Origin of the sequence: Ensifer sp. NM-2 (genome assembly GCF_003024455.1) — a bacterium.
GTDB classification, from domain to species: domain Bacteria; phylum Pseudomonadota; class Alphaproteobacteria; order Rhizobiales; family Rhizobiaceae; genus Ensifer; species Ensifer canadensis.
Genome location: NZ_PVZR01000004.1, coordinates 180898 through 193238, shown reverse-complemented (window position 1 = coordinate 193238; position 12341 = coordinate 180898). Strand labels below are relative to the sequence as shown.

Genomic DNA, 12341 nt, shown 5'->3' with positions numbered 1-12341 from the left:
AAAGATGAAGACGACACTTTTCGCGCTGGCGTTCCTCGCCGCTTCCTCGCTCGCCTCGCCGATGCTGGCCAGCGGCTCTCACGCCGGCGGTCATGATGTCATGTCGGTCGGCAAACCGGGCGACGCCAAGAAGGCGACCCAGACCGTACGCGTGACGATGAAGGAAACCGACGACGGCAAGATGATCTTCACGCCGGCAAGCATCAAGGTCCGCCAGGGGCAGACCGTGCGCTTCGCCATCAAGAATGTCGGCGAACTCGAACATGAGTTCGTGCTCGACGACAAGGCGCAGATCCAGGAGCACAAGGCCGCGATGGAGAAGTTTCCGGACATGGAACACGCTGATCCGAACGCCATCCGGCTCGAGCCCGGCAAATCCGGCGAGATCGTCTGGACCTTCACCAACAATGGCACGTTCCAGTTCGCCTGCCTGGTCCCCGGCCACTACGACGCCGGCATGCATGGGCCGCTCGAAGTCGTGAAGAAGTGACTGTAACCCACTGAAAGGATGACACTATGAAAACGCTCATCACATTGTTTGCCGCGCTCGCCATCGCCGCTTCCGCCCAAGCTGCGGAATTCACCAAGGGAACAGTCAAGAAGCTCGACGCCTCGGCCAAGAAGGTGACCATCGCCCATGAAGATCTCAAGAACCTCGACATGCCTGCGATGACCATGGTGTTCCGGGTCAAGGATGATGCGATACTGGCCAAGCTCAAGGAAGGCACTGCGATCGAATTCGTCGCCGACCGGGTCGATGGCAAGCTCACTGTGACCGAGATCAAGTAATCCAATGTCCAAGGCCCGGTATAACGACAATTCCGGGCCTTGGACGACGAGGCCGAACTGAAAAGAAAGGAGCGTCCGATGATGGACCTCAACCGCAGACATTTCATCGCCGGTGCGATCATGGGCATGACGATGCTCACGGCCGGTGTGGCGATCGCAGCAGGCCCGATGACGATCTACAAGGATCCGCAATGCGGCTGCTGCGAACAATGGGCGGAAGCCATGGAGGCAGCAGGCTTCAAGGTCGATATCCGCGACGAAGCCGACATGACGCCGATCAAGTCCCGGCTCGGCGTGCCGGCCGACATGGAGGGGTGCCACACCGCCGTCATCGACGGTTATGTCGTAGAAGGGCATGTGCCGCTTGAGGCAGTACAGAAGCTTGTGTCCGAAAAGCCGGACATTGCTGGCATTGCCGTGCCCGGCATGCCCGCAGGTTCGCTTGGCATGGGCAACGATCCGCAGGCGTCCTACGACGTCTACACCATCGCCAAGACCGCCGGCACTGCTGCGACCGTCTATTACGAGGTCCGGCCGGCGCAATAGCGCGGGCACTTTATCGGCGATAAGGCTCAGGCGGCGCGCCAGGCGCCGTCTTCCCCTCGGGCCAGCAACGGCGTGCGGAACACACCGACCACGCACTCCGGCCAACGCGGCGCAAGATCGGCCAGAGGCTGTCGCCAACGCTCGGTCTGCAGCATGGCTGCACCGATTGCGATCGGCTCGACGCCGCAAGTCTCCATCAGCGTCAAGCCGGCAACGATCGACGTGCCGCTGGAGATGACGTCGTCGACGAGCACAACGCGCTTGCCCTCAAGCAGCGGCAGCATGCGCGGATCGACGTAGAGCCGTTTCTTCTGGTCGGGCGTGGTGATCGACGACAGCGGCACAGAGAGATCGTCGACATACCAGAATTTGCGCGACGTTCCGAGCGGCACGTAACGGGCATGGCCGAGCTTGCGGGCGACGGCAGCTGCGAGGGTCAGCCCCAGCGTCGGCAGACCGGCGATGACATCCGGTTTTAACGGCGCGAGCCTGGTGGCCAGTTCCGTTGCCAGCGCTTCTTCGACCGCAAAACTCGCCTGGTTGATGATCAGCGAGGCCAGCGCGTGTTTGCCATCGGAGAGCTGCCGGATCGGCAACAGGATCTGGCGACCGTCTTCGAGAGTTGCCGGGAAGAAATCCCGATAACCGCTTCCAGTATCGAAACTTTTCGGCGGGAACACATCCTGCCAGAATTCATGCGGCTGCATCGGTACTGTCCTCTTCTGCGCCACCAAGGCTTCGAACGAAAGGCAATGAAAACGCCGGCGCACTGTTCTGGTTCCGGCGGTTTTCGTCTATACCGTTTACCACTTCGATCAAACCGAAAGGGCGCCCCGGCAGACGCAAATCTGGGGAATTCGACGGCCCTTCTCCGACAGACATGCAAGGAACTGCCAGACAATGCGCGTGCCAGATGGGATCACCAACGATCTGCCCTTCCTCACCGAATTCCGTCGTGATCTCCACGCCCATCCGGAGCTTGGCTTCGAGGAGGTTCGCACAAGCGATCTGGTCGCGAAACTGCTTGAAGAAGCCGGGCTTAAAATCCACCGGGGCCTTGGAAAAACCGGTGTCGTCGGCACGCTGCAGATCGGCAACGGCACCCGCTCCATCGGCCTTCGCGCCGATATGGATGCCCTCGCCATGCCGGAGTTGGCCGAGCGGCCATACAAATCGAAGGAAGCCGGCAAGATGCATGCCTGCGGCCATGACGGCCACACCGCCATGCTGCTTGGCGCCGCCCGCCATCTCGCCAGGACGCGCAATTTTTCCGGCACGGTGCATTTCATCTTCCAGCCGGCCGAAGAAGGTCGTGGCGGTGCCAAGCGCATGGTCGAGGATGGCCTCTTCCGGCTCTTCCCCTGCGACGCGGTTTACGGCCTGCACAACATGCCTGGCCTTGCCCCCGACGAGATGGCCGTCGTCGCCGGACCGCAGCTCGCCTCGTCCGACAGCTGGCGGTTGACTTTCCGCGGCGTCGGCACCCACGGCGCCAAGCCGCATCTCGGCCGCGACCCGGTGACGGCAGCCGGCACGTTCCTCGCCTCACTGCAATCGATCGTCGGCCGCGTCGTCGATCCGCTACAGCCGGCCGTCGTCAGCGCCTGCTCCGTTCGCGCCGGCGACCCGAAGGCGCTCAACGTCATTCCCGATACGGTCGAGATCGGCGGCACGGCGCGCGCCTACACGCCTCATGTTCGCGATCAGCTCGAGGAAGAGATCGGCCGGCTGGCGCGCGGTACGGCCGAGATGTATGGCATCAAGGTCGACTACGCGTTCGAGCGTCGCATTCCGCCCGTGGTCAATGACGCCGGCGCCAGCGAACGCGCCCTTTCGGCAGCCCGTGCCGTCTTCGGCGAAAAGACCCGCACGCAGTTTCCGCCATCGACCGCCGGCGACGACTTCGCCTTCTTTGGTCTCGAAGCTCCCGGCTGCTACGTCTGGCTCGGCAACGGACCCGCCGTCGACGGCGCACTGCACCACAACACGGCCTATGACTTCAACGACGACGCGATTGGTCCGGGCACCACCTTCTGGACGACATTGGTGGAACAGGAACTGAGTGCTTCGGCCGGCCTCTGAACATGTATCGCCGTCGCTCAGAATGTCCGCTGCTCCGAAACGTCGCGCCCCTTCGGTAGAGGCCGGTGGTTGCCGAAGGGATCAGCGGGGCGTCAATCGACGCCTGAGCATGATGACAAAGCTTGAGAATGCCTGGTTGACGAAAGGCTCGCTCAGTTCTGCCTCATTCCTGCCCCGTGCCGGAATCCAGCGAGCTGACGTCCGTCAGGTCAAAAGACCGTTCAGCCCAAGGACTTGGGCTGGCCAGATTCCTGTGACAGGCACAGGAATGAAGGAGAATTTGGCTAACGCCGAGCCTTCCTTACTCCTCGTACTGACGTTGTCAGCAGTCTGAGGGCGACAATCGTCGCCGTGCTTGATGCCTCAGAGGACTTCGAGCACCGGATTTTCGAGAAGCTTTCCGGTTAGCACATCGGCGATGCCGCGATCGGTCTGGTGCGGCCCTGCATTGCAGGCAAGCGTTGCCCCGAAGCAGGCCTTGAAGACGAGGTAAGGCGGCTGCCAATCGACGATCCGCCCGACAGCATCGCGCAGGGCGGCAAAGCCGGCAGACACATCGGCCAACGGTGCATCGGAGACGAGGCCGCAGAGCGGCAACGGCAGGACCGCGTCGATCTTGCCCGCCGATGCGACAGCCATGCCGCCACCGGCGGCGATGACGGCATTGGCCGCCTCCATGATGTCGCGGGCATTGCCGCCGAAGACTGTCAGGTTGTGGCTGTCGTGTGAAACGGTGGTCGCGAATGCACCGCGCCACTCTCCCCAACCGGTAAGCAGGCCGACGCGCGGCTTGCTGTCGGCGCGGCCGTGGCGATGAGCGACGGCGATCAACGTTGCGCCTTGCGGCGGAACGACGAAGCCATTCTCGACCGCGGCCAGAACCTCGCCCCACTGCGTGAAGCGCGGGCGATCGACCGTAGCGACCCTCACCTTTGAACCGGTCGACGCAATGGCGAAATCGGTCTCGCTCAATGGCTCGATTTTCATCGTGCCAGCGAGCGCTTCTACATTGGTCCTCGGCAGGGCATCGATCATCCGTCCGGCATCGGCGACCTGTTTGCCGCCGGCGATCACGGCACGGGCCGCGAGATCGGCAAGATCCTCGAAGATCACGATATCGGCGCGCCGTCCGGGGGCGATGAGGCCGAGGTCGGCACGGCCGAGGCGGGTCGCGGCGTTCAGCGTCGCGGCGCGAAGCGCCCATTCGGGCCTTAGGCCATAGCGCACGAGCCGCCGCACGACGTCGTCGAGCCCACCCGAGCGATCGAGATCATCAGGAAAGACATCGTCAGTGCAAAGCGTCACGGTTTGCGGCAGATGGCCGAGTGTATTCAGCGCCTCGACGAACTCGGGCAATAGGTGATCGTGCGAGCCGCGCAGTTCGATCGAGAGCCCGGCGCGAAGCTTGGCCATCAGGTCGTCAGAGGAAACCAGTTCATGGTCCGAGCTGACGCCCGCGGTCACGAAAGCCTGCAGGTCCGCGCCGGCAAGGCCGCGCGCATGGCCGTTGACCGGCTTGCCCGCGGCAAGCCCCGCCTGGACGATCGCCTGCATACGCGGATCGCCATCGATAACGCCGCGCATGTTCATCATCTCGGCGATGCCGCCGATTTCCGGCCAGGAAAGCATCGTGGCGATGACATCGGCATCGAAGTCGGCGCCCGCCAGTTCCAGGCCCGGCGCAGATGGTACGCTCGACGGCGCCAGCAGAACACAACGCAGCGGCAAGTCAGCGATGGCATCGGCAGCCCAGCGCACCCCGGCGATGCCGCTGACGTTGCCGAACTCGTGCGGATCCCAGACAACAGTCGTGACGCCGCGCGGCAGCACCGCATCGGCATAGGTCGCGGGCGTCACCATCGAGCTTTCGACATGCATGTGCGTGTCGATCAAGCCCGGCGACAGGAAGGCGCCGGAGGCATCGACGAACGAGGCGGCATCGCTGCGGCTGCCGGGGGCATGCACGCTGGCAATCAGCGAACCGACGAGGCCCACATCGGCAGCCCGCCTTTCACCGGTGACCATGTCGACGACAACGCCGCCGGAGATGAGTACGTCGAACGCCGCCACGCCACGCGCGGCTGCAACGGCACGCGCGCGCAGTTCGGCATCCATCAGGTCCATCGGCTCCTGCACACGGCTCACTTGGCGGCTTCCTTCATCAACGCGCCGAGGATCTGGGCGCGTGCCGTTTCCGCATGCACGTCGGTCGCGTATTCGGCGTTGAAGGCCGCATGGCTTTCTCGCGTCTCGACCACTGTACGCCCACGGGTCAGCGATCCTGCAAGCTCAGCATCGATGCGCGCCTTGCGGAAGGAGACCGCGCCGGCATTGACGAACGCGACTGCGGCCGTCGGATCGTAGATCGCCATGCCCGGCCGCCCGCGGCTGGTGCCGATGGAAACGTAGCCGGACAAGAGATCGGCGATCAGCGTGGCATTGACACCGCCCGTGGCACGAATGGGTGCAATATCATCGGGATAGGCGAAGACCTTGCGGCAAAGGTCGAGGTCGACCATGCGTAGCGGCAATTCGTGCGCCAGCACGATCGCCAGTGCTTCCGGGTCGGCGAAAGCGTTGAATTCGGCGGAGGCCGTATGGTTGCCGCTGGTCACGCCACCGCCCATCCAGGTCAGGTCGGTGATCTTCGCGGCCAGATCCGGGCGAGCAAGGCAGAGCGCGGCGAGGTTGGTCAGCGGCCCGAGCGCCAGGATACGGCGCGGCTCCTCGGTCTCCTCCTCCAACCAGCGGCAGAGCGCGGCGAAGGCGTCGCCCGTCGGCAGCGGTGGGGCCGCCGGAAGCGTCTGGCCGGCGGTCGGCATGCCGGTTTGCCCGAGGATCCGCTCCGCGGTTTCGAGCCTGCCGAGCACCGGCAAGGCGCGGCCCTCATGGATGGGAAACGACCAGCCGAATGCCATGGCCGCACTCGCCGCATTGCGCTTGACCTGCTCGAGCGGCGTGTTGCCGAACACGAGCGAGATGCCGTCAATCGTTTCATTGGCATGGAGAACGACGAGCACCGCAGCGATGTCGTCGAAACCCATATCCGTATCGATCCAGATGCCCATAGTTGGTTACCCGAACCGCTCAAGCCGGGCCGCCTTGGCGACCGGCAGATCGAAGGTAAGTTCCGTGCCCGGCTGGTGCGCAACCAGGCCCGCATCCTCTTCGGCTTTGATCGCGCCGAGCGGCGTATCGAGCAGGTATTCGCGTGTGCTGCCTGAGAAAGAGGCTCCGCGCACAGTGCCTTGGAAAGGACCTGAACCAAGGGTCACCATGCGCGGACGCCACGCAAGCCCTGCCGTGTCAGGCGGCAGGGATTCGGAAAGAGAAATCGGGCCGTTTGCGGCTTTGAGCTTGCCGCCTTCGGCTGCAAAAATGTTCTCGAAGCCGACGAAGTCGGCAACGAAGCGGGAAACCGGGCGGTTGTAGATATCCTCGGGCGTGCCGATCTGCTCGATGGCGCCGTTGAGCATCACCACGATCCGGTCGGCAAGCGACAGCGCCTCGCCCTGGTCGTGGGTGACGAAGATCATCGTCACGCCGGTTTCCTTCTGCACGCGCTGCAGCTCGGTGCGCATCTCCAAACGAAGCCGGGCGTCGAGGTTCGACAGCGGCTCGTCGAGCAGCAGGACCTTCGGCTCCATCACCATCGAACGGGCAAGCGCGACGCGCTGCTGCTGGCCGCCGGAAAGCTCTGCCGGCTTGCGCGTGGCGAACTTCGACAAGCCGACGGATTTGAGGCCGGCGGTCACACGCCTCTCGATGTCGTTTGCCGGCAGCTTCTTCAGCCGCAGGCCGAAGGCGACGTTTTCGAAAACCGACAGATGCGGAAAGAGCGCATAGGACTGGAAGACGAGCCCGACCGAACGCTTGTTGGCGGAAACCCGCGTGATGTCGACACCGTCGAGGCTAATGCGGCCCGAGGCGGGCGTCAGCAGCCCGGCAATCGAGCGCATCGTCGTCGTCTTACCGCAGCCGGATGGACCGAGGAACGCCACCAGTTCGCCCTTGCGGATCGACAGGTCGAGATCCTTCACCGCAACGGTATCGCCATAGGCGAGCGTGAGTTTTTCGAGGCTGAGGAAGGAAGCGTCAGACATAGCGGGAAAATCCTAGGAAGCGTTCGGCAAGGAAAACGATGCCGATGGACATGAAGGCGAGCAGCGCTGAAAGAGCGGCCACCGACGGGTCGTAGGTGATCTCCATATAGGAGAGCATGTCGATCGGCAGCGTGCGAACGCCAGGACCGGACAGGAACAGCGAGACCGGCACCTGGTTGAAGCTCGTCACAAAGCCGAGGATGAAGGCAGCGAGAATGCCGCTGCGGATATTCGGTATCACCACCCGGAAGAAGGCTCCGGCGCGCGAGGAGCCGAGCAGCACCGCTGCCTCCTCGATGTCGGAGCGCAGATTGTTGAGGCTCGCCGAGACGACACGCACAGCATAGGGCAGCACCAGCGCCGTATGCGCAAGGAAGAGCGCGAGCGTGATGTTGAATCCGAACGGTACGACGATATAGCGCAGCAGCGCCAGGCCGACGATGATACCCGGCACGATGATCGGCAACGACACGATCGTGCGGATGGTTTCGCCGAAGGGCAGCTTGTAGCGCGAAAGCGCGTATGAAGCGGGAATGCCAAGCACCAGCGCCATTGCGGTACCGCCGATGGCAAGGAACATCGACACGGCGAAGCTTTCACGGAAGCTTTCGACGGTGAAGACCTTGGCGACCCATTTCAGCGAGAAGCCTTGCGGCGGGAAAGCCAGGGTCTCGCCGCCCGACAGCGATGCCGCGACGATGATGAAGAACGGCCCGATCAGGAAGGCGATCACCAGAAACAGGACGAGGGGAGAAAAGACGCGGGGGGTCATCGCTTGTTCCTCGCGGTGGCGAGCCGTTTCAGGAGTAGATTGGCGGCAAAGCTCATGACGATCAGGATGAAGGCAATGACGCTCGCCGAGACGAAATCATTGGCGACGGTGACGCGCTGGTAGAGCAGCGTCTCGAGCATCAGCACCTTGGAGCCGCCGAGGATTGCCGGGGTGATATAGGCAGTCAGCGAACCGGTGAAGACCAGGGTACCGCCAATGACGAGACCTTCCTTTGTGAGCGGAAGAATGACCTTCCAGAACACCTGGAACCAGTTGGCACCCAGCACGCGCGCCGCCGGAATGGCATCCTTCGGCATGTTCTCGAGCGCGCTGATCAGCGACAGGATCATCAGCGGCAGGAACAGCTGCAACAGGCCGATAAACACGGCTGTCTCGGTGAAGAGAAAGCGGATCGGTTCGTCCGAAAGGCCGATGAGCTGCAGCGCCTGGTTGACAATGCCGGTGCGCCCGAGAATGACGATCCAGGCATAGGTGCGGGCGACCGACGAAATCATCAGCGGCAGCACGACAAGGCCGATCATCTGCCCCTTGCTGCGCGGCGAAAGATTGACGATCGCAAAGGCAGCGGCATAGCCGAGCACGGCCGAGACGGCAGTCACCATCAGACCGAGCCGGAACGTGCGCAGGAAGACCGTGCGGTTCAGCGGGTCGGTGAAGAAATCGACATAAGCGGTCAGCGACCAGCTGTCGGCGCTACGAAAGCCTTCGGCGAGCAGAATGACGACGGGCGCCAGAAAGACGATCGCCGCAAAGACCGCCGCCGGCAAAGCGAGCGCCAGTGCCTCGGCGCGGTTCTGAAACATCCCTGGTCTTCCTTTCGTCGCGTTCATTCACTGCGGGATCGGCTCAAAGGTTGCCGGCCGACCCGCAAAATTGCCCCCATCACGGCGATGGGGGCGTTTGTCGATGGCTGTTACTGTCCGACCTGGGCGTTCCACTCGGAAAGCCAGGCTTCGCGGTTGTCGAGAGCGACGGCCGACGGAATGAGCTTGAGGCTCTTCACGGTTTCCTCGCCATAGGTGAGGTTTTCAGCGATTTCCGGCGCGACCTTGACGTCCTTGTTGGCCGGGCTGTCGACCAGCTTTTCTGCAAGTGCCGTCTGGATTTCGGTCGAGAGCCAGAAGTCCATGAATTCCAGCGCCAGGTCCTGGTTTTTGGCGCCCTTGGTCAGAACCATGACGTTCATGCCGCCGGTCTGGCCTTCCTTCGGCGTCGCCCACTTGATCGGCAGGCCGAGCTTGGTGAAGCCCTCCCAGGAGAAACGCCCGATCGGGGCGGCCCAGATCTCTTCCTGCTGCATCAGTTGCACGAGCTGCGAAGACTTGACGTAGAAGGTGACGATTTCGTCCTTCTTGGCGCCGACGGCGGCGATGGCTTCCTTCAGATCCGGCGTATTCTTGCCGATCGCCTCACCGACCATGTAGAGCGCCGGCGGGCCCTGATTTGTGGTGACGTTCGGGAAGGCGACATGGCTGGCGTTCTTCTCGTCGAGCAGATCAGCCCAGGAGTTCACTTCCATCTTGTCGGAGCGGTAGACGATCGACGTTGCGTAGAAGGTGTAGCCGACGCTCATGCCGTCGCCGTTCGGATCCTTGGCGAGATCGTAGAGCTTGTTGAAATTCGTGAGCTTCGTGTTGTCGATCTTTTCGATCAGGCCGGCGCGCGAGGCCGAGAGAGCGTCAGCCATGGAGACGACGGCCATATCGACGACCGGGCTTGCCTTGTTGGCCTCCATCTTTGCGAGGCGCTCAACGCTGTTGCCGGTCTCGACCACCAGTTTGCAGCCACACTTGGCTTCGAAGGGCGTGTAGACCAGTTCCTTGAAAGCGTCCTGGGCAAAACCGTAGACGGAAATGGTCAGCGTCTTTTCCTGGGCGGAAGCGGCATGTGCAGCGACGAGCAAAAGCGCGCTGGAGGCGAGCAGGATCTTCTTCATGGCTGGTGTTCTCCTTCGGGGGCTGAGGTTCTGGCGTCGGCAATCGTACTTGCGTTGGCGATCGTCTGGGCAGGCTGGAACTGTGTTCTGGGCGGCGCGGCGCTCGACTGGCGCACGACCAGCTGCATCGGCACTTCGGCGTTGTCGGCGGTCACCGGTGCGCCGATGGCGGCATCGGTCGGGTCGCGCTCGCCGATCGCTTTTACAAGTGCTTCGACGGCAATCGCGGCGATCCGCGTCATGTCCATGCGCGCCGTGGTCAGTGCCGGCGTTACCACCGGCGACCAAATGAGATCGTCAAAGCCGGTAACACTTGCTCTCTCCGGCACGTTGATGCCGGCGCGCTGCAGTTCGGTCAGCGCCCTGAGCGCATGAAGATCGGAGACGCAGGCAAAGGCGGTAAAACCTTGCGCGACCTTCTCGGCAAGGCCGAGCGGACAGCCCTTGCCCTGCTCGCGCTCGAGCGGTTCGATCCACAGGGTTTCGACGAATGCGCCCTCGGCAAGCGCCGAGCGAATGCCGCCGATGCGGTCGTTCTGCACGTTGGAGGCGGGATTGTTGCCGATGATGAGAACACGCTGGTGTCCGAGCGCTTTCAGATGCTCGGCGATCTGGCGGCCCCCGCCCCAATGGTCGGCGGCAACAGTATTGCCTGGCGTGGACGGCGTATCGATGACCGCCACGGGACAGCCGACATCGGCGATGCGGGTCCCTCGCCGCGGCACGATGACCATGCCGTCGACATCGCGATCGATCAGCCGCTCGATGGCCTTGGTCTGGGTGGTGACGTCCCCACGGGAGTCGGCGATCAGAACGCCGTAACCGGCTGACGACGCAGCCAGCTCGATTGCCTGTGCGATCTGCGGGAAGAGAGGATTGGCGATATCGGGAAGCACGAGCCCGATGACGGCGGTTCGGCCGGTGCGGAGCGCCCTGCCCGCAAGGCTCGGGACATAACCGAGTTCGGCGGCCGTCGCGCGGATCTTCTCGGCCATTTCGGCAGAGACACGCCCCTTACCGGAGAGCGCGTTGGAGACCGTCGCCGCGGAGACGCCCAGTGCTCTGGCAATCCTCGTCAGTTTTGGTCCGGAACGCGCCAAGGCCGTGGTTTCCGTTATCGATGATTAAACGATTAATCATGCGATATATCAGAATGCCGCAACTGTCGAATCCTTTTGCCGGCACAGGATGAAATTGTGGATCCAATCGGACCGTGGACTGTGGACAAGCGGCCACCGACTCGCGTCCATTGGTTCAGTCTGAAATGCTGACAGTAAAGCGAAGCGGTCAAATGCCACCTGTTCACCGACATCACTTAACGGCCCCAGCAAAACCCTGCAGGATACCATCATGACGTTTCAGCGGAGGCGCCGGATCGTGCGGCGCCAGCGAACCGGGACCGCGCTTCTTGTGGTCGCGCTCATTTCCTTTCTGGCCGGAATGACCGACGCCATCGGCCTGCTGACAGTCGGCGACTTCGTCTCTTTCATGAGCGGCAACACGACACGAGCCGCGACAGCCGTCGCCGAAGGCAACATCCTGCGGTCGCTCATCCTTCTCGGCTCGCTCGCGGTCTTCGTTGTCGGCAATGCCATGGGAACGATCGTTTCAAGCAGGTTTCGTGCGGGCGGCGTTCTTTTCGGCGTCACCGTCACCCTCGCCCTTACCGCCGCAGGTGGCGACCACCTGCCGAACGAACTGCGCTTCTATTTCATCGTCCTTGCCATGGGCGTCGTGAACGCCTCTGTCGAGCATATCGAGGGCCTGCCGATCAGTCTCACCTATGTAACGGGCGCCCTGTCCCGCTTCGGCCGTGGCTTGGGCCGGTGGATCATCGGCACAGGCAACATACAATGGACGATCCAGATCGTGCCCTGGATCGGCATGCTTGGCGGGGCGATCGTCGGCGCCATGCTCGAGTACCGCTTCGGACAGCTCTCGCTCTGGGCCCCGACAATCCTCTCCGGTCTGTTGTTCACGCTGGTGTTGATGATTCCGCGGCGGTGGTCGCAGCGATATGCGCAGCGCTGAACCGGCGGGAGCGGCCCTCCGGTTTTAGGAACGCCCTTCGCTTGCCGATGCCAACAGCGGG

The 12341-nt window shown here is 63.0% G+C and carries 13 protein-coding genes; 5 read left to right on the top strand and 8 right to left on the bottom strand.

Annotated elements, in window-relative coordinates:
- The first annotated feature begins 4 nt into the window (after window positions 1-4).
- From C6558_RS10395 to C6558_RS10385, 3 genes are all read left to right on the top strand, one after another.
- Window positions 5-490: a plastocyanin/azurin family copper-binding protein gene (locus tag C6558_RS10395; protein ID WP_057218308.1), complete on the top strand. Its 486-nt coding sequence runs from the start codon at window positions 5-7 to the stop codon at window positions 488-490.
- A gap of 26 nt (window positions 491-516) precedes the next feature.
- Window positions 517-789, top strand: coding sequence for a copper-binding protein (locus C6558_RS10390; RefSeq protein ID WP_025428575.1), 273 nt, complete (start codon window positions 517-519; stop codon window positions 787-789).
- A gap of 81 nt (window positions 790-870) precedes the next feature.
- Window positions 871-1335 carry a DUF411 domain-containing protein gene (locus tag C6558_RS10385; RefSeq protein WP_057211389.1) on the top strand — a complete coding sequence of 155 codons (465 nt, stop codon included), beginning with the start codon at window positions 871-873 and terminating at the stop codon, window positions 1333-1335.
- A 26-nt stretch (window positions 1336-1361) separates the two neighbouring features.
- Here C6558_RS10385 and C6558_RS10380 read toward each other — a convergent pair whose 3' ends face one another.
- The gene (locus tag C6558_RS10380) at window positions 1362-2042 is read right to left on the bottom strand and encodes a phosphoribosyltransferase (protein WP_057211279.1); all 681 of its coding nucleotides are present in this window, start codon (window positions 2040-2042) and stop codon (window positions 1362-1364) included.
- Window positions 2043-2235: 193 nt separating this feature from the next.
- On the opposite strand from C6558_RS10380, the gene C6558_RS10375 reads away from it, so the two are divergent.
- Complete coding sequence (locus C6558_RS10375; protein ID WP_107027215.1) at window positions 2236-3417, top strand: M20 aminoacylase family protein; 1182 nt, start codon at window positions 2236-2238, stop codon at window positions 3415-3417.
- A gap of 363 nt (window positions 3418-3780) precedes the next feature.
- On the opposite strand, the gene C6558_RS10370 is transcribed toward C6558_RS10375, so the two are convergent.
- From C6558_RS10370 to C6558_RS10340, 7 genes are all read right to left on the bottom strand, one after another.
- On the bottom strand, window positions 3781-5541 hold the full coding sequence (locus C6558_RS10370; protein ID WP_371412256.1) for an adenine deaminase: 1761 nt from the start codon (window positions 5539-5541) through the stop codon (window positions 3781-3783).
- A 17-nt stretch (window positions 5542-5558) separates the two neighbouring features.
- Window positions 5559-6485, bottom strand: coding sequence for a nucleoside hydrolase (locus C6558_RS10365; protein ID WP_107027213.1), 927 nt, complete (start codon window positions 6483-6485; stop codon window positions 5559-5561).
- Between the two features lie 6 nt (window positions 6486-6491).
- Window positions 6492-7520 (bottom strand): ABC transporter ATP-binding protein, encoded by a 1029-nt coding sequence (locus C6558_RS10360; protein ID WP_107027212.1) that lies wholly within the window; start codon window positions 7518-7520, stop codon window positions 6492-6494.
- Window positions 7513-8292 (bottom strand): ABC transporter permease, encoded by a 780-nt coding sequence (locus C6558_RS10355; protein WP_107027211.1) that lies wholly within the window; start codon window positions 8290-8292, stop codon window positions 7513-7515. Before C6558_RS10355 ends, C6558_RS10360 begins: the two co-directional genes overlap by 8 nt.
- On the bottom strand, window positions 8289-9116 hold the full coding sequence (locus tag C6558_RS10350) for an ABC transporter permease (RefSeq protein WP_025428567.1): 828 nt from the start codon (window positions 9114-9116) through the stop codon (window positions 8289-8291). The genes C6558_RS10355 and C6558_RS10350 overlap by 4 nt, the downstream gene beginning before the upstream one ends.
- A 110-nt stretch (window positions 9117-9226) precedes the next feature.
- Entirely contained in the window at window positions 9227-10249 is a 1023-nt protein-coding gene (locus C6558_RS10345) for a polyamine ABC transporter substrate-binding protein (protein ID WP_025428566.1), read from the bottom strand.
- Window positions 10246-11349: a LacI family DNA-binding transcriptional regulator gene (locus tag C6558_RS10340; protein ID WP_025428565.1), complete on the bottom strand. Its 1104-nt coding sequence runs from the start codon at window positions 11347-11349 to the stop codon at window positions 10246-10248. Before C6558_RS10340 ends, C6558_RS10345 begins: the two co-directional genes overlap by 4 nt.
- A 250-nt stretch (window positions 11350-11599) precedes the next feature.
- Here C6558_RS10340 and C6558_RS10335 point away from each other — a divergent pair, with 250 nt between their 5' ends.
- Window positions 11600-12280, top strand: coding sequence for a YoaK family protein (locus C6558_RS10335; protein WP_107027210.1), 681 nt, complete (start codon window positions 11600-11602; stop codon window positions 12278-12280).
- The last annotated feature ends 61 nt before the right edge of the window (window positions 12281-12341 follow it).

Bases quoted from the DNA above. Each gene is read 5' to 3' on its own strand.
- C6558_RS10360 (WP_107027212.1), bottom strand. From the start codon at position 7,520: ATGTCTGACGCTTCCTTCCTCAGCCTCGAAAAACTCACGCTCGCCTAT.
- C6558_RS10345 (WP_025428566.1), bottom strand. From the start codon at position 10,249: ATGAAGAAGATCCTGCTCGCCTCCAGCGCGCTTTTGCTCGTCGCTGCA.
- C6558_RS10365 (WP_107027213.1), bottom strand. From the start codon at position 6,485: ATGGGCATCTGGATCGATACGGATATGGGTTTCGACGACATCGCTGCG.
- C6558_RS10355 (WP_107027211.1), bottom strand. From the start codon at position 8,292: ATGACCCCCCGCGTCTTTTCTCCCCTCGTCCTGTTTCTGGTGATCGCC.
- C6558_RS10335 (WP_107027210.1), top strand. From the start codon at position 11,600: ATGACGTTTCAGCGGAGGCGCCGGATCGTGCGGCGCCAGCGAACCGGG.
- C6558_RS10390 (WP_025428575.1), top strand. From the start codon at position 517: ATGAAAACGCTCATCACATTGTTTGCCGCGCTCGCCATCGCCGCTTCC.
- C6558_RS10370 (WP_371412256.1), bottom strand. From the start codon at position 5,541: ATGGACCTGATGGATGCCGAACTGCGCGCGCGTGCCGTTGCAGCCGCG.
- C6558_RS10380 (WP_057211279.1), bottom strand. From the start codon at position 2,042: ATGCAGCCGCATGAATTCTGGCAGGATGTGTTCCCGCCGAAAAGTTTC.
- C6558_RS10350 (WP_025428567.1), bottom strand. From the start codon at position 9,116: ATGTTTCAGAACCGCGCCGAGGCACTGGCGCTCGCTTTGCCGGCGGCG.
- C6558_RS10395 (WP_057218308.1), top strand. From the start codon at position 5: ATGAAGACGACACTTTTCGCGCTGGCGTTCCTCGCCGCTTCCTCGCTC.
- C6558_RS10385 (WP_057211389.1), top strand. From the start codon at position 871: ATGGACCTCAACCGCAGACATTTCATCGCCGGTGCGATCATGGGCATG.
- C6558_RS10375 (WP_107027215.1), top strand. From the start codon at position 2,236: ATGCGCGTGCCAGATGGGATCACCAACGATCTGCCCTTCCTCACCGAA.